The sequence below is a fragment of the uncultured Acidovorax sp. genome (genome assembly GCF_964021665.1).
Classification (GTDB): domain Bacteria; phylum Pseudomonadota; class Gammaproteobacteria; order Burkholderiales; family Burkholderiaceae_C; genus Acidovorax; species Acidovorax temperans.
The window spans coordinates 1-20,289 of the sequence record NZ_CAXIAK010000062.1; the positions used below are offsets into that span (position 1 = coordinate 1).

A 20,289-nucleotide genomic window follows, 5' to 3' on the forward strand; every position below is an offset into this window, starting at 1 on the left:
GCATCGCTGCGGATTCAGAAGCGGAAGCAGCAACGACGATGGTGTATTCCATCGCGCCAGCTTGCTCCAGAGCACGCACCACGTTCTTGATCGAGGAAGCCTTTTGGCCGATCGCCACGTAGATACAGGTAACGCCCTGGCCCTTTTGCGCAATGATCGCGTCGATGGCCACAGCGGTCTTGCCGGTCTGACGGTCACCAATGATCAGCTCGCGCTGACCACGGCCCACAGGAACCATGGAGTCGATGGACTTCAGGCCGGTTTGCAGAGGCTGGTCCACAGACTTACGTGCGATCACGCCAGGAGCAACCTTCTCGATCACGTCGGTGAGCTTGGCATTGATTGGACCCTTGCCGTCAATAGGCTGACCCAGCGCGTTCACCACGCGGCCCACCAGCTCGGGGCCCACGGGCACTTCCAGAATGCGGCCCGTGCACTTGACGGTGTCGCCTTCGGAGATGTGTTCGTACTCACCCAAAATCACGGCGCCGACGGAGTCGCGCTCGAGGTTCAGAGCCAGACCGTAGGAGGCTTGACCGTCCTTGGTGGCAGGGAACTCCAGCATTTCGCCTTGCATCACGTCCGACAGGCCGTGAACGCGCACGATACCGTCCGACACAGACACCACGGTGCCCTGGTTGCGGATATCGCTGCTGGCGGCCAGCCCTTCGATGCGGCTCTTGATGAGTTCAGAAATTTCTGCGGGATTGAGTTGCATGACTCTTTCCTTCTTTCTTTGGTTCGCTAAGACCTCGCTGCGCGTTACGCAACAAGGGCCGCTTTCATTTGTTCAAGACGGGCCTTGACCGAAGTGTCCAGCACTTCGTCACCCACCACTACGCGAATGCCACCGATCAGGGACTCGTCCAGCTGAACGGAGAGATTGAGCTTGCGGCCGAAGCGCTTTTCCAGCGCTCCACCCACTTCAGCCAGCGCGGCATCGTCCAGAGGAAATGCGCTTTGCACCACCGCATCCGAGGAGCCGCTGCGGCGATTCACGAGGGCACGATACTGCACAGCCACTTCGCCCAGCGTATTGATACGCCCGTTGTCGATGATGGTGCGCAGGAAGTTTTTGGCCATGTCGGGCAGCGCGGAACGCGCAACACCCGTAAAAACGGCAAACACCTGGTCTGCCGTTACCTTGGGGTTGTCCGCCAGCTGGCGAAGCTCGGGGGTGGCGGCAATCGCCGCCAGCTCGTCGAGCCAGACAGTCGTGCTGTCCAGATCGACGCCCGCGCTGGCAGTCATAGCCTTGAACAAGGCTTCTGCGTAAGGGCGAGCAATGGTGGCGAGTTCAGCCATGTTGTCCCCTTACAGCTCGGTCTTCAGGCGGTTAAGCAAGTCTGCATGGACACCGGCATTGACTTCCTTGCGGAGAATCTGCTCGGCACCCTTGACAGCCAACGCGGCCACCTGCTCGCGCAGGGCTTCACGTGCTCGCACCGTCTGTTGCTCAGCCTCAGCCTGGGCGGCAGCCACAATCTTGTTGGCTTCTTCCGTGGCACGGGCTTTGGCTTCTTCGATGATGGCTTGGGCACGGCGGTCGGCGTCCGCAAGACGCGAGGCCGTCTCATTGCTGGCTTGGGCCAATTCCTTCTTCACCAGCTGGTCAGCAGCGGCGAGTTCGGTCTTGGCACGTTCGGCAGCAGAGAGGCCATCGGCGATTTTCTGGGCTCGTTCATCCAACGCCTTGGTGATGGGCGGCCACACGAATTTCATCGTGAACCACACCAGCACGAAAAAGACGATGATCTGAAAGAACAGGGTCGCGTTGATACTCACGGCAACACCTTTCTAAGAGATGGCGTTGACGGGAATTACTTTGGAACGCTGGCCAGGAACGTAGCGGCAAAGGGGTTTGCGAAAGCAAACAGCAGAGCGATAGCAACACCGATCAGGAACGCAGCGTCGATCAGACCGGCCAAGATGAACATCTTGGTTTGCAGTTCGTTGATCAGTTCAGGCTGGCGAGCAGAAGATTCCAGGAACTTGCCACCCATCAGAGCGATACCGATCGAAGCGCCGATAGCGCCGAGGCTCACAATCAGACCGCAAGCCAGAGCGACGAAGCCGAGAATGTTTTCCATGATTACTCCTGAGTGAAAAAAGAAAGGTTAAAGAGAAAGGAAACGAAAACGAAACAAAGGGTCAGTGGGCCTCATGTGCCTGGCCGAGGTAAATCAGCGCCAGCATCATGAAAATGAACGCCTGCAGGGTAATCACCAAGATGTGGAAGATTGCCCAGAGCGAACCCGCAATGACGTGCCCCACGGGGAGCAGCACACCAGGAAGCGACATTGCAGCAGCGCCACCCATCAGGGCGATCAGCAGGAACACCAACTCACCAGCGTACATGTTGCCGAACAACCGCATGCCATGCGAAACCGCCTTGGCCACGTATTCAATGATCTGCATGGTCACATTGATGAGACCCAGGATCACGGCAAAAAGAGGGTTCTTGCTAGAGCCGAACGGCGCGCTCACCAGCTCGTGGCCCCAGCCACCGGCGCCCTTGATCTTGACGCTGTAGTACAGGCTCAGCAACAGAATGGAAACGGCCAGGCCCAGCGTGGTGGACAAGTCAGCCGTGGGCACGACACGCAGATAAGCGTGGTGCGGTTCGTGGCCCATCGCAGCATAGATCTTGGTCCAGATGGCGGGCAGCAGATCCACGGGCAGCATGTCCATGGCGTTCATCATGAAAATCCAGACGAACACAGTAAGCGCCATCGGAGCAATGAACTTGCGGCTGTTGGCATTCTTGATGTTGGCCTTGGTCTGGGTGTCCACCATTTCCACCAGGATTTCCACAGCAGCCTGGAAACGACCAGGAACACCGGAGGTGGCCTTGCGCGCACCCAGCCACAAAATGAACAAGCCAATGAAACCAACCACCAGCGCGGTGATCAAAGAATCGATGTTGACCACCGAAAAGTCAACAATGGCTTTTTGCGGAATGTTCTGCAAATGCTGCAAATGGTGAACGATATATTCACTTGCGGTCGGGGCATGCGCTTCTGCGGCCATCGGACTACTCTTCTCTATATCAATCGGTTTTTCGAACACCGGGCCGCACCATCAGTGCAACCCAGTACGTTTTCATTGTGATCACCAACCCCGCCACCAGAGCGAGCCAGTTCAGACCTGGTACCACCCGGGGCGCGGCAACCAGCAGTGCAATCGTGAGCACAATCTTGGCTGCTTCCCACCCAACGAATCCCAGCATGGCAAGGCCCGGGCGAGGCGCTGATTTCTGGCGCAAAACGCCATACGCAAACAGCGCCGCAGGAACCACCACCGCCAAGGAACCATAGGCAGCCGACCAACCCGCGCGGACATCTTGTGTCCACATCCAGGCGACCAACGCCACCACCACTCCAACCAGCGACTGCCCCAGCACCACCTTCCATGGCGATACCGGCGGATTGCGGCGCCGCCACTGCTCAGCCTCTTGGGCTGTCAGGGGCTTGAAATCAGAATCTTCAGCCTCAGTTTCGGTCTCTGGCGCGATTGTTTTCATCGATGAATGACGTCCGCGTTAAAGACCGCAACTTTTACAAAGCCTCTAATTATAAGTAAAAACCCGTTGGTGCATGCAAAATTCCACATGGCGGGCACAAATGCGGTGCGTTGCCCCTCCCCCTTGTGGTGATGCACCAACGAGAAACCATCGCTTCCAAGGCCTGAAACAAGCGGCAAAACGGGCGCCTTGGCGCACAATGCGGCGCCACCAATCCGGGCGCCAAGGCTACCCGAAAAGCCTAGCACGCTACCAAAAACGAAGCACCACCGACCATGACCTCTTCTGTGCCCCCCTCATCCAATGGCCTGGACGACACCACCCCAGACCCTCGCAAAGATTCGCTGATCGAATACCCCTGCTTGTTCCCGGTCAAGGTCATGGGGCTCAAGACGGATGACTTTTTTCTGCAGATGGCAGCGTTGGCGCAGCGCCACGACCCGTTTCTGGACCCTGCCAGCATCGCCCAGCGCGACAGCTCGGGCGGCAAATACATCAGCCTGACCATCACCATCACGGCCACCAGCCGCGAGCATCTGGACAACTTCTACCGCGCGCTCACCTCACACCCTCTGGTGAAGTACGCCCTGTAAGCCATGGCCATCGAGACGCGCATGCTGGGCCGCGTGGACTATGCGGCCACCTTGCAGGCCATGCAGGACTACACCGCCACACGCACGCCAGACAGCCCTGATCTGCTACTGATTTGTGAGCATCTACCGCTTTACACACAGGGCTTGGCAGGCAAAAAAGATCATATCCTGAACCCAGGAGAGATTCCGGTGATCGCCACCAATCGCGGCGGGCAGGTCACCTTCCACGGGCCGGGGCAGGTGGTGGCCTATCCGCTCATCGACCTGCAACGCGCGGGTTACTACGTCAAGGAATACGTCTACCGCGTGGAAGAAGCCGTGATCCGCACCCTGGACCATTTCGGCGTCACCGGTCACCGCGTCGCGGGTGCGCCCGGCATCTACGTGCGGCTGGACGATCCCCACAGCCACGCCCTGCTGCCGCAGCGCCCCCAAAAGCGCGAAGGCACCGCAGCGCCAGAACCCGACTTCACCGGCCTGGGCAAGATCGCCGCGTTGGGCATCAAGGTGAGCCGCCACTGCACCTACCACGGCGTGGCGCTCAACGTGGACATGGACCTGGAGCCCTACCGCCGCATCAACCCTTGCGGTTACGCAGGTTTGCAAACGGTGGACCTTTCTACAATCGGGGTCTCGACCACCTGGGAAGAAGCCGCGCAGGTGCTGGGCCAACAGCTCAGCATGCGCCTGGCACCCTGATTCCCCCCCACGCCGCCCCACACGCCATGAGCACTCCTGAAGTCGTCCGCGAAGCGCAATCCACCGAAGCCTACAACCCCTTGGCCAAACAGAAGGCTGCGGCCAAGCTGTCGCGCATTCCGATCAAGGTCGAACAAGGCGAAGTGCTCAAGAAACCCGACTGGATTCGCGTGAAGGCGGGCAGCCCCACCACGCGCTTCTACGAGATCAAGGAAATCCTGCGCGAGCACAAGCTGCACACGGTGTGCGAAGAAGCCTCCTGCCCCAACATTGGCGAGTGCTTTGGCAAGGGCACGGCCACCTTCATGATCATGGGTGACAAATGCACGCGCCGCTGCCCGTTCTGCGACGTGGGCCATGGCCGCCCCGATCCGCTGGACAAGGACGAGCCGCTGAACCTGGCACGCACCATTGCCGCGCTCAAGCTCAAGTATGTGGTGATCACCAGCGTGGACCGCGACGACCTGCGCGATGGCGGCAGCGGCCACTTCGTGGAATGCATCCAGCGCATTCGCGAACTCTCGCCCAGCACGCAGATCGAGATCCTCACGCCCGACTTCCGCGGCCGCGATGACCGCGCTCTTGAAATCCTCAAGGCCGCGCCGCCCGACGTGATGAACCACAACCTGGAGACCGCACCGCGCCTGTACAAGGAAGCGCGTCCGGGCTCCGACTACCAGTTCAGCCTGAACCTGCTCAAGAAGTTCAAGGAACTGCACCCCAACGTGCCCACCAAAAGCGGCATCATGGTGGGCCTGGGCGAGACGGACGAAGAGATCCTGCAGGTGATGCGCGACATGCGCGCGCACAACATCGACATGCTGACGATTGGCCAGTACCTCGCCCCCAGCAACAGCCACCTGCCCGTGCGCCGCTACGTACACCCCGACACCTTCAAGATGTTCGAGGAAGAGGCCTACAAGATGGGCTTCAGCCACGCCGCCGTGGGCGCCATGGTGCGCAGCAGCTACCACGCCGACCAGCAGGCCCACGCCGCTGGCGTGTAAGCCCGGCCGCAGCACGACCCAACCGCCATGCAACCCGCCGCCGCAGATGCCCTGTCACTGCGGCGCTACGGGCCTTCGCCCGGCAGCCACAGCCACGATCACTTCCAGGTGCTCTTCGGCCTGGAGGGCGCACTGGAGCTGGAGATTGAAGGCCGAGGGCAGCGCGTAGCCCAGGGCGAAGGCTGCGTGATCGGGCCCGGTGCGCGACACGACTTTGAAGCCCAACGAGGCAGCTTGTGCCTAGTGCTGGACAGCACCCAACCCGGCTGGGCGCAGTGCCTGCAGCGCGCAGCTACTCCACCCTCTCACACACATCCGCTCGCGCAATACCTGGCCCATGCACTGCAGCTGCGGCGCCCCCTGGCGCAGGCCCATGGACCGGCGCTGCTGTTGGAGGCCTGGCTGGCAGGTGGCTCCGGCACACCACCTTCGCCCGCGCACAGCCTGCCCACTGGCGCGCCCTCCGCTTCTGGCAACTCCCGCCGGCGTGCCATTGACTGGCAGCGGCTGCAGCAATGGGCAGCGCGCGAATGGCACCAGGAAATCACCGTGGCCGACCTGGCCCGGCGTGTGCACCTCAGCCCCAGCCAGTTCACCGCGCGCTGCCGCGATGAGCTGGGCCTGGGCGCCATCGAGTGGCTGCGCCAACAGCGCCTGGCCCACGCGCGGCTGCTGCGGGCCAGCGGTATGCCGGTGGCAGCGGTGGCAAGCGCCACGGGATACCGGTCCCCTTCGGCATTGACGGCCGCCTTGCGCCGCGACGCGCTGGCCGAGCAGGCACCAAAAGCCAAATGACCCCGAAGCACGGCTGAGCGCGCCCGCCACGGCCGCCGCAACCATCGCAGCGCGACGATATTCCGGTGCTGCACGACGATGGAGTGCCATGCAAAGCGCATACAGTCAGCGCATGTCTTCTTCTCCCTTGCAAGCCAATCTCTACGCCCTGGGCGCCATTGCCCTGTGGGCCTCTCTCGCCTCGCTGGGCGTGTCGCTCACGCACATTCCGCCCTTCTTGCTCACCGGCATCACGCTCATCATCGGCAGCGTGCCGGCCTGGCCCTTTGTGCTGCGCGATCCGTCGCAGTGGCGCATTCCCATGCGCACGCTGGCACTGGGCGTTTATGGCCTGTTTGCGTACCACTTCCTGCTGTTCATCGCGCTGCGGCATGCGCCGCCGGTGGAGGCCAACCTCGTCAACTACCTGTGGCCCCTGTTCATCGTGGTGCTGGCCCCGGTGGTGTTGCCCGGCGTGGCGCTGCGGGTGCCGCATGTCGTAGCGGCCCTGCTGGGGTTTGGCGGCGCGGCGATTGCCATCGTGGGCGGCCGTGAACTGAGTGGCACCCTGGCCTGGGGCTACATTCCCGCAGCAGCGGCGGCGTTCATCTGGGCCACCTATTCGCTGATGACCAAGCGCGTCAAAGCCTTCCCCACCACGGCGATTGGCTTGTTCGGACTGGTTTCTGGCGCCTTGTCGCTGCTATGCCATGTACTACTGGAGCCCAGCGTGGCGCTGCAGGTGCGCGACTGGGGCCTGCTGGCCGTGCTGGGCCTGGGCCCGCTGGGCGGCGCGTTTTACCTGTGGGACAAGGCCTTGAAGCTGGGCGATGCGCGGCACATCGGCATCCTGAGCTACATCACACCGCTGGCGTCCACCGCGCTGCTGATCGTGGTCAGTGGCCGCAGCTTCAGCTGGAGCATTGGCCTGGCCACGGCCATGATCATCAGCGCTGCGGTGATGGGCATGCGGGCGCGCTAGCGCGGTTCACTATGAACCAAAAGTGGCTCTAGCGCTTTCAAATCAAGCGCAAGCAGCTATTAAAAATATAGCAGTTCAAGTGCTTTGGGCGTCGCCAGCCATCACGCGGCTGGCACTTCGCCCTGCAGCACTTGCTGCGCCCAAGGGGCCAGCTTGCGGGTGTCGGCCCGCAACACCTCTTGCTTCACGGCCAAAATCTGCGCGGGGTGCATGGAGAAGCTGCGCAGCCCAAGGCCCAGCAGCAGGCGCGTCATGCTTACATCACCTGCCGTTTCGCCACACACCGACACCACCTTGCCCTGCGCGTGGCCTTCGGCAATCACGTCGGCCACCAGCCGCAGCACAGCGGGATGCAGCGGGTCGTACAGGTGGGCCACGGACTCGTCAGCACGGTCAATTGCCAGCGTGTACTGGATCAGATCGTTGGTGCCGATGGACAGGAAGTCGAAATACTTGAAGAAGGTGCGCACCATGAGCGCTGCGGCGGGGATTTCGATCATCGCCCCCAGTTGCACAGGGCCGTAGGCCACGCCACGCGCATCCAGCTCGGCTCGGGCCAAGTCCACCTGGGCCAGCGTCTGGGTGATTTCAGATACATGCGCCAGCATGGGAAACAGCAGCTTGACCTTGCCATGCGCCGCCGCACGCAGCACCGCACGCAGCTGGGTGCGGAACATGGCCGGGTCGGCCAGGCTCCAGCGGATGGCGCGCAGGCCCAGGGCAGGGTTCAGGTAGCTGTCCTTGTGGCCCTTGTCCAGCGGCTTGTCGGCACCCACGTCGATGGTGCGGATGGTGACGGGCAGGCCCTGCATGCCATCCAGCGCCTGGCGGTAGGCCTGGTACTGGGCTTCCTCACCCGGCAGGTTGCCGGTTTTGCCCATGAAAAGAAATTCGCTGCGGAACAGGCCCACGCCCACCGCGCCGGCCTTCACCGCGGCGGGGGCGTCATCGGGCTGTTCGATGTTGGCCAGCAGTTCGATCTTCTGGCCGTCGATGGTGACGGCCGGGGTGTGGCGCAGCCGGGCCAGGCGCTCGCGCTCCAGTTCGCCCTGGCGCTGGCGAAAGCCATACTCAGCCAGGATGATGGGCGAAGGGTCCACGATCATCACGCCGGCATCGCCGTCGATGATGACCCAGTCGTCCTGCCGCACCAGCTGGCTGGCTGCGCGTGCGCCCACCACGGCCGGGATGTCCATGCTGCGCGCCACGATGGCGGTGTGCGAGGTCTTGCCACCCACATCCGTCACAAACCCGGCAAACACGCTTTGCTTGAACTGCAGCATGTCGGCCGGCGACAGGTCGTGCGCCACCAGCACCAGGGGCACGTCCACCGTGTCGTCCAGCAGCAGGTCTTGCTGCGTCTTGCGCCGCTGGCTCACGGGGGGCGCCACGGGGCTGGCCACGCCCTTCATGTAGCGCAGAATGCGCTCGACCACCTGCTCCAGGTCGGCCTTGCGTTCGCGCAGGTACTCGTCCTCCATCTCGTCGAACTGGCGCGCAATCACCTCCAGCTGGGTGGTCAGCGCCCATTCGCCGTTGTACAGGCGCTCGGTAATCCAGTGCTTGACGCCCTCTTCCAGGGCCTCGTCCTGCAGCAGCATCAGGTGCACATCCAGCAACGCGCCCAGCTCGTGCGGGGCGTCGGCGGGCATGTCGGCCTGCAGGCGCTGCAGCTCATCCACCACCGTGTTGCGGCCCTGGCGCACACGCTCGATCTCGGCCGCCACCTGCTCGGGCTGGATGAAGTAATGCGCCACATCCACCCGGCTGGACGCCACCAGCACGGCGCGGCCAATGGCAATGCCCCGGGCAACGGCCAAGCCATGGATGGAAAAAGTCATTCAGCGGTCTCCTGTGTGCGGCCCACCCTGCGGCGCTGGCGGGCCTGGGCGGGGGTCACTCCCCCTCGCCAAACTTGTCGGCAATCAGCGCCAGCAGCGCGTCCATGGCTTCCTGCTCGCGCTCGCCACTGGTCTCCACTTCCACCTCGGTGCCCATGCCGGCGGCCAGCATCATCACGCCCATGATGCTTTTGGCGTTGATGCGGCGGTCGCCACGGCTCATGAACACGTCACAAGGGAAACTGCCCGCCAGCTTGGTGAGCTTGGCGGAGGCGCGGGCATGCAGGCCCAGCTTATTGCTGATGGTCGTACGGGTCTTGATCATGGATAGGGCGTCGGGTCTGGTTTTGTGGTGCGGCAATGGCCACCTGCATGACCCCCTGGGTGCCCCCCACGACAGCGCGGGAGACGAGGGAATCCAGGGTTTCGGCACGGTAGCTGACCGCGCGCAGCAACATGGGAAGGTTGACCCCGGTGACCAGGCGGGAGTTCACGCCGTCCACCAGGCGCTGGGCCACGTTGCAGGGCGTGGCACCAAACACGTCGGTCAGCACCAGGGTGGACTCGGTGGCCAGGCCTGCAAGCAAGGCGCGCGCATTCGCCAGCGTCTGTTCTGGCGGTTCATGGGGCGGCACGTCCAGTGCGGCTACGGCGTCGCCACAGTCGGCAAACACATGCAGCGCGCACTCGCGCAGCGCATGGGCCAGGGGGGCGTGGGCAATGAGAAGGATGCTGGTGCTCATGGGTGGGCGGTTTGCCAAGCATTATGGCGCGCGGCTGCTGTACGCCCCAGGTGAAAAGCGCACCGTTGCACGCTGAGCCAGCCACCCAGGTCAACCGCCAGGGCCGTTGGCAGGTTCAACGCAGTTCCAGCCCGGCGAAAAAAGTGTCTGCCACGGCGGGCCGCGCTTTGTCGGCAAACACCACCGCGTGGTACACGCGCACCTCGCTGCCCAGCGCGCGCGCAAACCACGCCGCATGGGCGGTGACGGGAGTGCCATCGGGCCGCTGGCCCTGCACCGTGGTGCGCACGGCCTGGGGCAACGCCATAGCGCCTGCGGGCACAAAGGGCTGCATCTGCGCAGGCGCAGCAGCGCCGGAAGCGGGCGCGTTGGCGGCAGGCACCGCCACGCCAATGCGCGCCAGCGTGGCGGCACGCCAATGCTCCAGTGCCACCCCGGCGCGCGCAGGGTCGGTCAGCGTGGCGTACGACACGGCAAACGTCGCGCCATCGGCATCACAGCTCAGCAGCGAGAGTGCCAGCGGCGCGCCCGCCAGTTCGACGGTGCGCACAGCGTTGTCGGGCTTGCAGGGCAGCATGACCTGCAGGGTCGCCTCGGGCAGCGCCACACTGCGCCAATTCAGCGCCGGGCTGCAAGCGGCCAGGGCCACGGCCAGCGCTGCGCTGGCAACAACCATCCATCGTGTTTTCATGCAGCCATTATCGGCAGCAGCCCGGGGGCCAGGCTGAACTTTCTGCCCCCGACACGACTCCACCCATTCGCTGGATGTTGACCTCATGGGGTGGGTGGACTCACCAACATCACGGACAATCGACAGCATTCCCTGGGGCGCGACACGCACACCCCAGCACTGAACGCCGGGGCCCCTGCGCAGGAGCCGCCGGCCTTTGTGAACAAGAGGACATCATGGGTATGAAGCATTGGTTGGCCGGCGTGGCCGTTGCGGCGTTTGCGGCAGTGGGCGCCTACGTGTACCTGGACACCGGCCGCGCCGCCGCGCCCGAGAGCACCTTTGTGCTGCTCGACGGCTCCAGCCAGACCACGGCCGACCTGCGCGGCAAGGTCACGCTGGTGAACTTCTGGGCCACCAGCTGCACCACCTGCGTGGCAGAGATGCCGGAAATCATCGCAACCCACCAGAAGTTCAACAGCCGCGGGTTTGACACCATTGCGGTCGCCATGAGCTACGACCCGCCCAGTTACGTGGTCAACTTTGCTGAAACGCGCAAGCTGCCCTTCAAGGTCGCTATTGACAACACCGGCGCGGTGGCCAAGGCCTGGGGCGATGTGCGCCTGACGCCTACCACCTACATCGTCAACAAGCGCGGCGAGATCGTGAAAAGCTACGTGGGCGCCCCGGACTTCCCCGCCCTGCACCAGCTGATTGAAAAGCTGCTGGCTGAAAGCTGATAGCCCAGCACTTCCCCGCACCAAAAAGCAAAAGGCCCATTTCATACGAAATGGGCCTTTTGCGCCTTCTGGGCAAGCGCCAGCAGCTATCTTTTCAATAGCACCAACGAGCCACCAGCCAATTACTTGGAGCGGAACGCGTCGTGGCACGCCTTGCAGGTGCCTGCAGTCGCGCCGAACGAGGCCTTCAGATTGTCGAGGTTGCCGGTCTTGGCGGCGGCGGCGAGCTTGGTGGCTTCGGCCTGCAGCTTGTCAGCATGCTCCTTGTACTTGGCTTGCTCAGACCAGATCGCAGGCAATGCCTTGGTGGGCGCGCCCTTGTCGGTGCCCGCACCAAAGGCTTCCCATGGCAGCTTGGACATCACCGCCACGATGTCAGCGCTTTCCTGCGCAGCCTTGGCATCGAACGGTGCCTTGCCGTTGGCCATGGCACCGATGCGGCTGAAGTGCTGGCCCATCACGAAGAACGCGCTTTGGCGGTATTTGATGGCGTCTTCGGCTTTGGCGAACTGGGCAGAGGCCGGGGCCGACAAAACGGCTGCGGCGGCGGTAACGATGAACGCGGCAAGTTTTTTCATGGTGGGACTTCCTTGGTTGTTGTGGGCGGGAGGCCGTGGCCGTCCCGTGCGCAGTATGCCTGCTGCGGTTGACATTTGCAGGGCCCGCCACAGTGCCTGAGCGGCAGCCTCGGCGCCCCGGCTTCGCGCTAGCCCCGTAGTCACCGTCCTGCCGCACAATCGGGCTTCTCAACCCGGCCACGGAGTCTTCATGCCCACCCACACCATTCGCATCTGGGACCTGCCCACCCGTCTGTTCCACTGGCTGCTGGCCGCCAGCGTGGTGGCATTGGTGGTGACTGCCAAGGTGGGCGGCAACGCCATGGTGTGGCACTTCCGGCTGGGGTATGTGGTGCTGGCGCTGCTGGCGTTCCGCCTGGTGTGGGGCCTGGTGGGCGGGCGCTGGTCGCGCTTTGCCTGCTTTGTGCCCACGCCCGGCCGCCTGTGGCGCTACCTGCGAGGCAGCAGTGCCGAGGCCGATAGCGCAGGCCACTCGCCACTGGGGGCGCTGTCGGTGCTGGCACTGCTGGGGGTGCTGATAGCGCAGGTGGTCAGCGGGCTGCTCAGCGACGACGAAATTGCCTTTTCCGGGCCGCTCACCCGCTTCGTGTCGGGCGAATGGGTAGGCCGTGCCACCTGGTTCCATGCCGACGTGGGGCAATATCTCGTGATCGGCCTGGTGGTGCTGCACCTGCTCGCCATCGCCTACTACACGCTGGTGCGCCGCAAAATCCTGGTGCGCCCCATGCTGCATGGCGACAAAGACTTGTCCACTAGCGTGCCTGCATCGCGCGACGACGCACTCACCCGCGTGGCTGCCGCCCTGGTTTTGGCGACCTGCGCAGGGCTAGCGTGGTGGGTGGCGGGGCTGGGCACGGTGTAAAGCGGCACCGTTCGGCTGGTGGCGCCCGGTTCTGGCCAAAAGCTGGGCGATGGGGACAGCATCGCCTCAGCACGCCCACCTGCTATCGCAAAACCTTGCAACGCTTCCTGGTGCGCCCGAAGCTGTAGTCTCATCGCGGCAGATGAAAATTGATCAAAAGGGGCTCTGGCGCCCACGTATAAAGCGCCAGCAGCTATGCTTTTGAGAGCATTTACCAACCGGTCTGCGACGGCCCGGAGAGCTTCGCTAAACTGCAGCTTTTCCCTGCCCGCTTCGTACCTTGGAAAAGCCCGCCGTTCTCCTGCGCCAGCCCAGCACGCCCCGCGACATGGAGCTGGTGCGCGACATCTTTCGCGAATACGCCCAAAGCCTTGCCATCGACCTGTGTTTTCAGGGCTTTGACGAAGAGCTGGCCGCCCTGCCCGGCGACTATGCCCCGCCACGCGGCGCACTGCTGCTGGCCGAGGTGGAAGGCGCGATTGCCGGGTGCTGCGCGCTGCGCCCCCTCGATACCTCCGACTACCCCAACGCCGCAGAGATGAAGCGCCTGTACGTGCGCAAGGCCTTCCGGGGCTTTGGCCTGGGGCGCGAACTGGCCGAAGCCATGCTCGACTGCGCCCGCCAGGCCGGCTACGCCTGCGTGCTGCTGGACACATTGGACGACATGGAATCGGCCCGCGCGCTGTACGCCGACCTGGGGTTTGAAGAAATCCCCCCCTATTACCAAAGCCCCATTGCTGGCGCGCACTACCTCAAAGTGGAGATCGACTGAGGTGGTGGAGTTGGGTTGATCTACCCATCGAGATCACACCGCCAATCCACTCGAAGGTACAGCCACTGCAATGGTGCCCGCGCTCGCCTGATGCTTGGGAAAAATATCTGGCTCGGCAAGCTCAGCGGTAAAGCGCCTGATCGTACGGACTTCCTCTAAAAACGATCCCATCGGCGTGCCAACACCCACCACTTGGGGTTTGACGGCTGCGGCGTGCACAGCCCGATGTGTCAGCCACCCAGCCCACACCACCATTTGAATACCCAAATCAGCATGAAAGGCAGTTGAAGCAAGCGTAGACAGCTCTGTTTTTAATAGCACATTAGGCAAGCATTCATGCCCCCAGCAGCCGCCCATGAAAAAAGGTGGCCTGAGCCACCTTTTTACTCTCCAACGCCCCACGCATCGTGAGGCGCCTTTGCTCAACGCTCAAGCCTTGGCTTGGGCCAGCAACGTGGCAGCGTCGCTTACCTCGAACTTACCAGGCGCTTCGACGTTCAGCGTCACCACCTTGCCGTCGCGCACCAGCATCGAATAGCGGTTGCTGCGCAGGCCCAGGCCCTTGCCAGTCAGGTCCAGGGTCAGGCCCGTCGCCTTGGCAAATGCTGCATCGCCGTCGGCGAGCATGCGCACCTTGCCTTCGGTCTTCTGGTCGCGCGCCCAGGCACCCATCACGAAGGCGTCGTTCACGCTGACACACCAGATTTCATCCACGCCCGCAGCCTTGAACTCGGCGGCTTTCTCCAGATAGCCAGGCACATGCTTGGCCGAGCAGGTCGGTGTAAACGCTCCAGGGAGAGCAAACAGGGCAATGGTCTTGCCAGCAGTGGCTTTGTCTACCGGCACGGGGTTCGGGCCAATGCTGCAGCCTTCGCCTTCGACTTCCGAGTACTCCATCAGCGTGGTTGCGGGCAGGCTGTCACCAATCTTGATCATTGCATCTTCTCCTTGAGCGAATCGCCGGGGCATCGAAAGCGGCCCCACAAAGCAAAACGGCCCACATTGTGGGCCGTTCTGAAAGGGCTTAGCTGCCTCAAGCCATTAAGGCTTAAACCAGGCTGGCCTTTTGCACCAAGCGGGTAGCAACCCAGTTCTTGGTCTTGGACAGAGGACGGCTTTCGGTAATTTCGATCACGTCGCCCAGCTTGTACTCGCCATTTTCATCATGGGCGTGGTACTTGCTCGACTTCGCAACGATCTTGCCGTAGAGCTCGTGCTTCACACGACGCTCGACCAGCACGGTCACAGTCTTTTGACGCTTGTCGCTGACCACCTTGCCAATCAAGGTGCGCTTGAGGGATTTTTTAGCTTCCGTCATGTCGGCTCCTTACTTGGCGGCTTGCTTTTCAGCAAGAATGGTCTTTGCACGGGCGATGGCGCGGCGGGTGGTACGCAGCGTGTTGGTGTTAGCCAACTGCTGGGTAGCCTTTTGCATACGCAGACCGAAATGGGCCTTTTGCAAGGACTTGATTTCGGCTTCGATACCGGCAACGTCTTTTTGGCGCAGTTCAGTAGTCTTCATTGCTTGTTCTCCTGAATTACGAGCCAATGTGACGGCTGACGAACGTGGTGCGCAGCGGCAGCTTGGCAGCAGCCAGGCGGAACGCTTCGCGGGCCAGTTCTTCAGGCACACCAACGATTTCGAACACGATCTTGCCGGGCTGGATTTCGGCCACGTAGTACTCGGGGTTGCCCTTACCGTTACCCATACGCACTTCTGCGGGCTTGGTAGAGATTGGCTTGTCCGGGAACACGCGGATCCAGATACGGCCGCCACGCTTGACGTGACGAGAAATCGCACGGCGTGCAGCTTCGATCTGGCGGGCCGTCAGACGGCCACGATCGGTGCACTTCAGACCGAAATCACCGAACGCAACCGAGGCACCTCGTGTTGCGACGCCGGTGTTACGGCCTTTTTGCTCCTTGCGGTATTTGCGGCGAGCAGGTTGCAGCATCTTTATTCTCCTTTGCCGTCCGCTGCTGTAGCGGGCGCGTCAGTCTTGCGAACGCGCTTAACGGCGGTTGCATCGGCACCAGCACCGGCGGGCTTGTCGCTACCGTCGGCAGGAGCCACGTTGGCGCCTACTGGGCGACGGGGGCCACGGCCTGCACCAGCACGGTCGCCACCTGGGCGGCCATCACGGCGTGGGCCACGTGGGCGGCGCTCTTCTTCCGGACGTGGAGTTTCCACGGCTGGCAGATCGTTGCGACCCAGTGTGTCACCCTTGTAGACCCAGACCTTGACGCCGATCACACCGTAGGTGGTCTTGGCTTCAGAGGTGCCGTAGTCGATATCAGCGCGCAGGGTGTGCAGTGGCACACGGCCTTCGCGGTACCACTCGGTACGGGCGATTTCGATACCGTTCAGACGGCCGGACGACATGATCTTGATGCCTTGGGCACCCAGACGCATGGCGTTTTGCATGGCGCGCTTCATGGCACGGCGGAACATGATCCGCTTTTCCAACTGTTGCGTGATGCTGTCGGCGATCAGCTTGGCATCGATTTCAGGCTTGCGCACTTCTTCGATGTTCACTGCGACAGGCACGCCCAGGCGAGTAGCGAGTTCCTTCTTCAGGTTCTCGATGTCTTCACCCTTCTTGCCGATCACCACACCAGGACGAGCCGAGTAAATGGTGATGCGGGCGTTCTTGGCTGGACGCTCGATCAGGATGCGCGAGACGGCGGCGTTCTTCAGCTTGGCCTTCAGGTACTCACGCACCTTGATGTCTTCAGCCAGCATGCCGGCGAAGTCACGGTTGCTGGCATACCAGCGGCTGGCCCAGTTACGGCTAACCGAGAGGCGGAAGCCGGTAGGATGGATTTTCTGTCCCATAGTCTTCCTTGGCCTCAGTTACCAACCGTCACGTACACATGGCACGTGGGCTTGCTGATGCGATTGCCGCGGCCTTTGGCGCGCGCGGTGAAGCGCTTGAGCGTGGTGCCTTGTTCGACGTAGATGGTCTTGACCTTCAATTCGTCGATGTCAGCGCCATCGTTGTGTTCTGCATTGGCGATTGCCGATTCCAGAACCTTCTTGACGATGCCAGCAGCTTTTTTCTGCGTGAATGTCAGGATGTTCAGAGCCTGGTCCACCTTCTTGCCGCGGATCAGGTCCGCAACCAGACGGCCTTTGTCGACCGACAGACGGACGCCCCGGAGGACTGCACGTGTTTCAGACATGGTCGTTCCTTACTTCTTCTGGACTTTTTTGTCCGCGGGGTGACCCTTGAAGGTGCGCGTCAGGGCGAATTCGCCCAGCTTGTGGCCCACCATCTGGTCGGTGACGTAGACAGGTACGTGCTGCTTGCCGTTGTGCACGGCAATGGTCAGACCGATGAACTCGGGCAGAACCATGGAGCGACGCGACCAGGTCTTCACTGGCTTCTTATCCTTGGTGGCGACGGCCTTTTCGACCTTGGCCAGCAAGTGATGGTCAACAAATGGACCCTTTTTGAGAGAGCGAGTCATCTGTTACCCCTTACTTCTTGCGACGCGACACAATCATGACTTGTGTGCGCTTGTTGTTACGGGTGCGATAACCCTTGGTCAGATTGCCCCAAGGATCGACTGCATGGCGGCCTTCGCCGGTGCGGCCTTCGCCACCACCGTGAGGGTGATCCACAGGGTTCATGGCCACGCCACGAACTGTAGGACGAATACCCATCCAGCGCTTCACACCGGCCTTGCCCAGTTGGCGCAGGCTGTGTTCTTCGTTGGCGACTTCACCAATGGTGGCACGGCATTCAATGTGGATCTTGCGCACTTCGCCGGAACGCATACGCACTTGGGCGTAGATGCCTTCACGGGCCAGCAGCGTAGCCGAAGCACCTGCCGATCGGGCGATCTGAGCACCAGCACCGGGCTTGAGCTCGATGCAGTGGATGGTCGAACCCACAGGGATGTTGCGGATAGGCAGAGTGTTACCAGCACGGATCGGGGCTTCCGAACCAGAGTGCAGGGTTGCGCCGACTTCCAGACCACGGGGAGCGATGATGTAACGACGCTCGCCGTCGGCATAGCACACCAGAGCGATGTGGGCCGTACGGTTTGGATCGTATTCAATGCGCTCAACCTTGGCGGCGATGCCGTCCTTGTTGCGCTTGAAGTCCACGACACGGTAGTGGTGCTTGTGACCACCGCCCTTGTGGCGTGTCGTGATGTGACCGTTGTTGTTACGGCCGGCCTTCTGGAACTGAGGCTCCAGCAGAGGCGCGTAAGCTTCACCCTTGTACAGGTGGTCACGGGTAACCTTCACCACAGCACGTTGGCCGGGCGAGGTTGGTTTCATCTTGATAACGGCCATGATTACGCAGCCTCCCCGGACAGGTTCAGCTCTTGACCTTCCTTCAGCCGGACATAAGCCTTGCGCACGTTGTCGCGACGGCCCACAGTCTTGCCAAAGCGCTTGGTCTTGCCCTTGGTGTTCACCACGGAAACGCCCTTCACTTCGACCTTGAACAGCAGTTCAACAGCTGCCTTGATCTCAGGTTTGGTAGCGTTCTGCAGCACCTTGAATGTCACAGCGTTGGACTTTTCAGCAACCATGGTGGCCTTTTCGGACACGATGGGAGCGACCAGCACTTGCATCAGACGACCTTCGTCAAACTTGAGCGTGCTCATTCGAACATCTCCTTGAGTTTGTCGATCGCACCCTTGGTGAGGAGCACTTTCTTGAAACGCACCAGCGACACGGGGTCTGCATAACGCGGCTCAACGACGAGCACGTTCACCAGATTGCGCGAAGCCAGGTACAGGTTTTCGTCCACTTCATCGGCAATCACCATCACCGATTGCAGGTTCATCGCCTTGAACTTGTCAGCCAGGACCTTGGTCTTGGGGGAGTCCAGCTTCAGCGAGTCGACCACCGCCAGACGGCCTTCACGGGCCAGCTGCGACAAAATCGCAGACATGCCAGCGCGGTACATCTTCTTGTTGATCTTCTGTGTGAAGTTTTCGTCAGGCATGTTCGGGAAAATCCGACCACCCCCACGCCACAGAGGCGAGGAAGTCATACCAGCACGGGCGTTACCCGTACCCTTTTGCTTGAAAGGCTTCTTGGTGGAGTGACGAACTTGTTCGCGGTCTTTCTGAGCGCGAGTGCCTTGACGGGCGTTGGCCTGGTAGGCCACCACGATCTGGTGAACCAGATCTTCGTTGTATTCACGACCGAACACGGTTTCTGGTGCTTCGAACTTCGAAGCAGCCTGACCTTGGTCATTCAGGAGTTCGAGCTGCATTAGTTCGCTCCTTTGGCAGGTTTGGCCTTGACAGCGGGACGCACAGTCACGAACCCACCCTTGGAACCAGGAATAGCGCCCTTGATCAAGAGCAGTTGACGCGCTTCGTCGATGCGAATGACATCGAGGTTTTGCGTGGTCTTGGTGACATCACCGAGGTGACCTGTCATGCGCTTGCCGGGGAACACGCGACCTGGGTCTTGTGCCATACCGATCGAGCCAGGCACGTTGTGCGAACGGCTGTTACCGTGCGACGCACGTTGCGAAGCCATGTTGTGGCGCTTGATGGTACCGGCGTAGCCTTTACCAATCGAAGTGCCTTGCACGTCGACCTTTTGGCCCACGGCAAACACGTCCGCCACGGGCACAGCAGCACCTGCGGCGTACTTGCCAGCAGTTTCAGCAGTCACGCGGAATTCTTGGATGATTTCACCGGCTTCCACACCTGCCTTGGCAAGGTGGCCGGCTTCAGGCTTGGTCACACGCGAAGCTTTGCGCGAACCGAACGTGACCTGCAGGGCCACGTAGCCATCGTTCTCTTGGGTTTTGACCTGGGTAACGCGGTTGTTAGAAACATCCACCACTGTGACAGGCACTGCGTCCCCATCATCAGTGAACAGACGCATCATGCCCACCTTGCGACCCAGCAACCCCAGGGAGTTGCTCAGACTCATTTGTTTCTCCAAAACTCTCACCGCTGTGACTTCAATTGGCCTCAGCGTTTGCGCGCCAGCGCGTGAAAGAAGGTTAATAAAACTTCGCCCCTCTGCATGCGCAAAGAAGGCGAAGCCCTAAAGTATAACGCGGACTGCTTTTTCAAGCAAGTCCGCGTTACAAGCCATCAGGCGGGCCCTGGCGAGCCCGCCTTCAGGGGATTACTGCAGCTTGATTTCGACGTCGACGCCGGCAGGCAGGTCGAGCTTCATCAGGGCGTCCACAGTCTTGTCTGTGGGGTCCACGATGTCCATCAGACGCTGGTGCGTACGGATTTCGAGCTGGTCGCGGCTGCTCTTGTTGACGTGAGGCGAACGCAGAATGTCGAAACGCTTCATGCGTGTTGGCAGGGGCACGGGGCCCTTGACAATGGCGCCAGTGCGCTTGGCAGTGTCAACGATCTCGGCAGCAGACTGGTCGATCAGCTTGTAATCGAACGCCTTCAGGCGGATGCGGATTTTTTGCTTGGACATGGTGTCTCCTTGATTTGCTTAAAAATTAAGCAATGATCTTGGCAACCACGCCAGCGCCCACGGTACGGCCGCCTTCAC

At 61.7% G+C, this 20,289-nt stretch carries 31 protein-coding genes and 1 pseudogene; 8 read left to right on the forward strand and 24 right to left on the reverse strand.

The genetic code is table 11. From position 1 onward, the window contains the following. The 6 genes and pseudogenes from AADJ04_RS12780 to AADJ04_RS12805 all read right to left on the reverse strand — a co-directional run. A pseudogene (locus AADJ04_RS12780) lies at nucleotides 1-718 on the reverse strand (F0F1 ATP synthase subunit alpha); the annotation flags it as partial. Between the two features lie 44 nt (nucleotides 719-762). Beyond that, nucleotides 763-1,305 (reverse strand): F0F1 ATP synthase subunit delta, encoded by a 543-nt coding sequence (locus AADJ04_RS12785; RefSeq protein ID WP_044397389.1) that lies wholly within the window; start codon nucleotides 1,303-1,305, stop codon nucleotides 763-765. A gap of 9 nt (nucleotides 1,306-1,314) precedes the next feature. After that, the gene (locus tag AADJ04_RS12790; RefSeq protein ID WP_044397392.1) at nucleotides 1,315-1,785 is read right to left on the reverse strand and encodes a F0F1 ATP synthase subunit B; all 471 of its coding nucleotides are present in this window, start codon (nucleotides 1,783-1,785) and stop codon (nucleotides 1,315-1,317) included. A gap of 35 nt (nucleotides 1,786-1,820) precedes the next feature. Further along, nucleotides 1,821-2,090, reverse strand: a complete 270-nt coding sequence (gene atpE / locus AADJ04_RS12795) for a F0F1 ATP synthase subunit C (protein ID WP_044397394.1) — start codon at nucleotides 2,088-2,090, stop codon at nucleotides 1,821-1,823. A gap of 61 nt (nucleotides 2,091-2,151) precedes the next feature. Further along, entirely contained in the window at nucleotides 2,152-3,030 is an 879-nt protein-coding gene (atpB, locus tag AADJ04_RS12800) for a F0F1 ATP synthase subunit A (RefSeq protein ID WP_341239841.1), read from the reverse strand. A 19-nt stretch (nucleotides 3,031-3,049) separates the two neighbouring features. After that, the gene (locus AADJ04_RS12805; RefSeq protein WP_066698657.1) at nucleotides 3,050-3,523 is read right to left on the reverse strand and encodes an ATP synthase subunit I; all 474 of its coding nucleotides are present in this window, start codon (nucleotides 3,521-3,523) and stop codon (nucleotides 3,050-3,052) included. A gap of 275 nt (nucleotides 3,524-3,798) precedes the next feature. On the opposite strand from AADJ04_RS12805, the gene AADJ04_RS12810 reads away from it, so the two are divergent. The 5 genes from AADJ04_RS12810 (at nucleotide 3,799) to AADJ04_RS12830 (ending at nucleotide 7,578) form a co-directional block, all read left to right on the forward strand. Next, entirely contained in the window at nucleotides 3,799-4,116 is a 318-nt protein-coding gene (locus tag AADJ04_RS12810; RefSeq protein ID WP_198848022.1) for a DUF493 domain-containing protein, read from the forward strand. A 3-nt stretch (nucleotides 4,117-4,119) separates the two neighbouring features. After that, nucleotides 4,120-4,815: a lipoyl(octanoyl) transferase LipB gene (gene lipB / locus AADJ04_RS12815; RefSeq protein WP_341239842.1), complete on the forward strand. Its 696-nt coding sequence runs from the start codon at nucleotides 4,120-4,122 to the stop codon at nucleotides 4,813-4,815. Between the two features lie 26 nt (nucleotides 4,816-4,841). Further along, a complete protein-coding gene (gene lipA, locus AADJ04_RS12820; RefSeq protein ID WP_044397402.1) occupies nucleotides 4,842-5,822 on the forward strand; it encodes a lipoyl synthase in 981 nt (326 codons plus the stop codon). A 27-nt stretch (nucleotides 5,823-5,849) separates the two neighbouring features. Continuing rightward, a complete protein-coding gene (locus tag AADJ04_RS12825; protein WP_273623893.1) occupies nucleotides 5,850-6,617 on the forward strand; it encodes an AraC family transcriptional regulator in 768 nt (255 codons plus the stop codon). Between the two features lie 127 nt (nucleotides 6,618-6,744). Further along, nucleotides 6,745-7,578, forward strand: coding sequence for a DMT family transporter (locus tag AADJ04_RS12830; RefSeq protein WP_207373649.1), 834 nt, complete (start codon nucleotides 6,745-6,747; stop codon nucleotides 7,576-7,578). 101 nt (nucleotides 7,579-7,679) lie between these two features. Here the strand turns inward: AADJ04_RS12830 and ptsP are convergent, their stop codons facing one another. From ptsP to AADJ04_RS12850, 4 genes are all read right to left on the reverse strand, one after another. Next, nucleotides 7,680-9,419 carry a phosphoenolpyruvate--protein phosphotransferase gene (gene ptsP / locus AADJ04_RS12835; protein WP_198848025.1) on the reverse strand — a complete coding sequence of 580 codons (1,740 nt, stop codon included), beginning with the start codon at nucleotides 9,417-9,419 and terminating at the stop codon, nucleotides 7,680-7,682. A gap of 55 nt (nucleotides 9,420-9,474) precedes the next feature. Further along, nucleotides 9,475-9,744 (reverse strand): HPr family phosphocarrier protein, encoded by a 270-nt coding sequence (locus AADJ04_RS12840; RefSeq protein WP_066698679.1) that lies wholly within the window; start codon nucleotides 9,742-9,744, stop codon nucleotides 9,475-9,477. Continuing rightward, nucleotides 9,713-10,162, reverse strand: coding sequence for a PTS sugar transporter subunit IIA (locus AADJ04_RS12845; protein WP_142085452.1), 450 nt, complete (start codon nucleotides 10,160-10,162; stop codon nucleotides 9,713-9,715). The genes AADJ04_RS12840 and AADJ04_RS12845 overlap by 32 nt, the downstream gene beginning before the upstream one ends. A 115-nt stretch (nucleotides 10,163-10,277) precedes the next feature. Further along, on the reverse strand, nucleotides 10,278-10,853 hold the full coding sequence (locus AADJ04_RS12850) for a hypothetical protein (protein WP_341239843.1): 576 nt from the start codon (nucleotides 10,851-10,853) through the stop codon (nucleotides 10,278-10,280). 215 nt (nucleotides 10,854-11,068) lie between these two features. On the opposite strand from AADJ04_RS12850, the gene AADJ04_RS12855 reads away from it, so the two are divergent. Next, nucleotides 11,069-11,572 carry a TlpA disulfide reductase family protein gene (locus AADJ04_RS12855; protein ID WP_044397415.1) on the forward strand — a complete coding sequence of 168 codons (504 nt, stop codon included), beginning with the start codon at nucleotides 11,069-11,071 and terminating at the stop codon, nucleotides 11,570-11,572. A gap of 122 nt (nucleotides 11,573-11,694) precedes the next feature. Here AADJ04_RS12855 and AADJ04_RS12860 read toward each other — a convergent pair whose 3' ends face one another. Beyond that, nucleotides 11,695-12,150: a cytochrome c gene (locus AADJ04_RS12860; protein ID WP_142085448.1), complete on the reverse strand. Its 456-nt coding sequence runs from the start codon at nucleotides 12,148-12,150 to the stop codon at nucleotides 11,695-11,697. A gap of 190 nt (nucleotides 12,151-12,340) precedes the next feature. Between AADJ04_RS12860 and AADJ04_RS12865 the strand changes: the two genes are divergently transcribed. After that, entirely contained in the window at nucleotides 12,341-13,012 is a 672-nt protein-coding gene (locus AADJ04_RS12865; protein WP_207373636.1) for a cytochrome b/b6 domain-containing protein, read from the forward strand. A gap of 280 nt (nucleotides 13,013-13,292) precedes the next feature. Then, complete coding sequence (locus AADJ04_RS12870; protein WP_044397421.1) at nucleotides 13,293-13,784, forward strand: GNAT family N-acetyltransferase; 492 nt, start codon at nucleotides 13,293-13,295, stop codon at nucleotides 13,782-13,784. A 33-nt stretch (nucleotides 13,785-13,817) separates the two neighbouring features. On the opposite strand, the gene AADJ04_RS12875 is transcribed toward AADJ04_RS12870, so the two are convergent. From AADJ04_RS12875 to rpsJ, 13 genes are all read right to left on the reverse strand, one after another. Continuing rightward, nucleotides 13,818-14,141: a hypothetical protein gene (locus AADJ04_RS12875; protein WP_341239844.1), complete on the reverse strand. Its 324-nt coding sequence runs from the start codon at nucleotides 14,139-14,141 to the stop codon at nucleotides 13,818-13,820. A gap of 72 nt (nucleotides 14,142-14,213) precedes the next feature. Then, nucleotides 14,214-14,720: a peroxiredoxin gene (locus tag AADJ04_RS12880; protein ID WP_044397423.1), complete on the reverse strand. Its 507-nt coding sequence runs from the start codon at nucleotides 14,718-14,720 to the stop codon at nucleotides 14,214-14,216. A gap of 112 nt (nucleotides 14,721-14,832) precedes the next feature. Next, complete coding sequence (rpsQ, locus tag AADJ04_RS12885; protein ID WP_066698693.1) at nucleotides 14,833-15,102, reverse strand: 30S ribosomal protein S17; 270 nt, start codon at nucleotides 15,100-15,102, stop codon at nucleotides 14,833-14,835. 9 nt (nucleotides 15,103-15,111) lie between these two features. After that, a complete protein-coding gene (gene rpmC / locus AADJ04_RS12890; RefSeq protein ID WP_044397427.1) occupies nucleotides 15,112-15,306 on the reverse strand; it encodes a 50S ribosomal protein L29 in 195 nt (64 codons plus the stop codon). A 16-nt stretch (nucleotides 15,307-15,322) separates the two neighbouring features. Beyond that, complete coding sequence (rplP, locus tag AADJ04_RS12895) at nucleotides 15,323-15,739, reverse strand: 50S ribosomal protein L16 (protein ID WP_007847799.1); 417 nt, start codon at nucleotides 15,737-15,739, stop codon at nucleotides 15,323-15,325. Nucleotides 15,740-15,741: 2 nt separating this feature from the next. After that, nucleotides 15,742-16,620: a 30S ribosomal protein S3 gene (gene rpsC / locus AADJ04_RS12900; protein ID WP_338821082.1), complete on the reverse strand. Its 879-nt coding sequence runs from the start codon at nucleotides 16,618-16,620 to the stop codon at nucleotides 15,742-15,744. 14 nt (nucleotides 16,621-16,634) lie between these two features. Beyond that, nucleotides 16,635-16,967 (reverse strand): 50S ribosomal protein L22, encoded by a 333-nt coding sequence (gene rplV, locus AADJ04_RS12905; RefSeq protein WP_005796970.1) that lies wholly within the window; start codon nucleotides 16,965-16,967, stop codon nucleotides 16,635-16,637. Nucleotides 16,968-16,976: 9 nt separating this feature from the next. After that, entirely contained in the window at nucleotides 16,977-17,255 is a 279-nt protein-coding gene (gene rpsS, locus AADJ04_RS12910) for a 30S ribosomal protein S19 (protein WP_005796963.1), read from the reverse strand. Nucleotides 17,256-17,265: 10 nt separating this feature from the next. Beyond that, the gene (rplB, locus tag AADJ04_RS12915) at nucleotides 17,266-18,090 is read right to left on the reverse strand and encodes a 50S ribosomal protein L2 (RefSeq protein WP_044397443.1); all 825 of its coding nucleotides are present in this window, start codon (nucleotides 18,088-18,090) and stop codon (nucleotides 17,266-17,268) included. Between the two features lie 2 nt (nucleotides 18,091-18,092). Then, entirely contained in the window at nucleotides 18,093-18,407 is a 315-nt protein-coding gene (rplW, locus tag AADJ04_RS12920; protein WP_044397448.1) for a 50S ribosomal protein L23, read from the reverse strand. After that, a complete protein-coding gene (rplD, locus tag AADJ04_RS12925; RefSeq protein ID WP_341239845.1) occupies nucleotides 18,404-19,024 on the reverse strand; it encodes a 50S ribosomal protein L4 in 621 nt (206 codons plus the stop codon). The genes rplW and rplD overlap by 4 nt, the downstream gene beginning before the upstream one ends. Beyond that, nucleotides 19,024-19,698 carry a 50S ribosomal protein L3 gene (rplC, locus tag AADJ04_RS12930; protein WP_044397454.1) on the reverse strand — a complete coding sequence of 225 codons (675 nt, stop codon included), beginning with the start codon at nucleotides 19,696-19,698 and terminating at the stop codon, nucleotides 19,024-19,026. Before rplC ends, rplD begins: the two co-directional genes overlap by 1 nt. A gap of 201 nt (nucleotides 19,699-19,899) precedes the next feature. Next, nucleotides 19,900-20,211, reverse strand: a complete 312-nt coding sequence (rpsJ, locus tag AADJ04_RS12935; protein ID WP_044397456.1) for a 30S ribosomal protein S10 — start codon at nucleotides 20,209-20,211, stop codon at nucleotides 19,900-19,902. Nucleotides 20,212-20,289: the final 78 nt, after the last annotated feature.

Bases quoted from the DNA above. Each gene is read 5' to 3' on its own strand.
- rplB (WP_044397443.1), bottom strand. From the start codon at position 18,090: ATGGCCGTTATCAAGATGAAACCAACCTCGCCCGGCCAACGTGCTGTG.
- atpE (WP_044397394.1), bottom strand. From the start codon at position 2,090: ATGGAAAACATTCTCGGCTTCGTCGCTCTGGCTTGCGGTCTGATTGTG.
- AADJ04_RS12865 (WP_207373636.1), top strand. From the start codon at position 12,341: ATGCCCACCCACACCATTCGCATCTGGGACCTGCCCACCCGTCTGTTC.
- rpsC (WP_338821082.1), bottom strand. From the start codon at position 16,620: ATGGGACAGAAAATCCATCCTACCGGCTTCCGCCTCTCGGTTAGCCGT.
- AADJ04_RS12850 (WP_341239843.1), bottom strand. From the start codon at position 10,853: ATGAAAACACGATGGATGGTTGTTGCCAGCGCAGCGCTGGCCGTGGCC.
- AADJ04_RS12855 (WP_044397415.1), top strand. From the start codon at position 11,069: ATGGGTATGAAGCATTGGTTGGCCGGCGTGGCCGTTGCGGCGTTTGCG.
- rpsJ (WP_044397456.1), bottom strand. From the start codon at position 20,211: ATGTCCAAGCAAAAAATCCGCATCCGCCTGAAGGCGTTCGATTACAAG.
- rplD (WP_341239845.1), bottom strand. From the start codon at position 19,024: ATGCAGCTCGAACTCCTGAATGACCAAGGTCAGGCTGCTTCGAAGTTC.
- rplV (WP_005796970.1), bottom strand. From the start codon at position 16,967: ATGTCTGAAACACGTGCAGTCCTCCGGGGCGTCCGTCTGTCGGTCGAC.
- AADJ04_RS12805 (WP_066698657.1), bottom strand. From the start codon at position 3,523: ATGAAAACAATCGCGCCAGAGACCGAAACTGAGGCTGAAGATTCTGAT.
- AADJ04_RS12875 (WP_341239844.1), bottom strand. From the start codon at position 14,141: ATGGGCGGCTGCTGGGGGCATGAATGCTTGCCTAATGTGCTATTAAAA.
- rplW (WP_044397448.1), bottom strand. From the start codon at position 18,407: ATGAGCACGCTCAAGTTTGACGAAGGTCGTCTGATGCAAGTGCTGGTC.
- atpB (WP_341239841.1), bottom strand. From the start codon at position 3,030: ATGGCCGCAGAAGCGCATGCCCCGACCGCAAGTGAATATATCGTTCAC.
- AADJ04_RS12825 (WP_273623893.1), top strand. From the start codon at position 5,850: ATGCAACCCGCCGCCGCAGATGCCCTGTCACTGCGGCGCTACGGGCCT.
- lipA (WP_044397402.1), top strand. From the start codon at position 4,842: ATGAGCACTCCTGAAGTCGTCCGCGAAGCGCAATCCACCGAAGCCTAC.
- ptsP (WP_198848025.1), bottom strand. From the start codon at position 9,419: ATGACTTTTTCCATCCATGGCTTGGCCGTTGCCCGGGGCATTGCCATT.
- lipB (WP_341239842.1), top strand. From the start codon at position 4,120: ATGGCCATCGAGACGCGCATGCTGGGCCGCGTGGACTATGCGGCCACC.
- AADJ04_RS12810 (WP_198848022.1), top strand. From the start codon at position 3,799: ATGACCTCTTCTGTGCCCCCCTCATCCAATGGCCTGGACGACACCACC.
- rplC (WP_044397454.1), bottom strand. From the start codon at position 19,698: ATGAGTCTGAGCAACTCCCTGGGGTTGCTGGGTCGCAAGGTGGGCATG.
- rpmC (WP_044397427.1), bottom strand. From the start codon at position 15,306: ATGAAGACTACTGAACTGCGCCAAAAAGACGTTGCCGGTATCGAAGCC.
- rpsS (WP_005796963.1), bottom strand. From the start codon at position 17,255: ATGACTCGCTCTCTCAAAAAGGGTCCATTTGTTGACCATCACTTGCTG.
- rpsQ (WP_066698693.1), bottom strand. From the start codon at position 15,102: ATGACGGAAGCTAAAAAATCCCTCAAGCGCACCTTGATTGGCAAGGTG.
- AADJ04_RS12860 (WP_142085448.1), bottom strand. From the start codon at position 12,150: ATGAAAAAACTTGCCGCGTTCATCGTTACCGCCGCCGCAGCCGTTTTG.
- AADJ04_RS12880 (WP_044397423.1), bottom strand. From the start codon at position 14,720: ATGATCAAGATTGGTGACAGCCTGCCCGCAACCACGCTGATGGAGTAC.
- AADJ04_RS12845 (WP_142085452.1), bottom strand. From the start codon at position 10,162: ATGAGCACCAGCATCCTTCTCATTGCCCACGCCCCCCTGGCCCATGCG.
- AADJ04_RS12785 (WP_044397389.1), bottom strand. From the start codon at position 1,305: ATGGCTGAACTCGCCACCATTGCTCGCCCTTACGCAGAAGCCTTGTTC.
- rplP (WP_007847799.1), bottom strand. From the start codon at position 15,739: ATGCTGCAACCTGCTCGCCGCAAATACCGCAAGGAGCAAAAAGGCCGT.
- AADJ04_RS12840 (WP_066698679.1), bottom strand. From the start codon at position 9,744: ATGATCAAGACCCGTACGACCATCAGCAATAAGCTGGGCCTGCATGCC.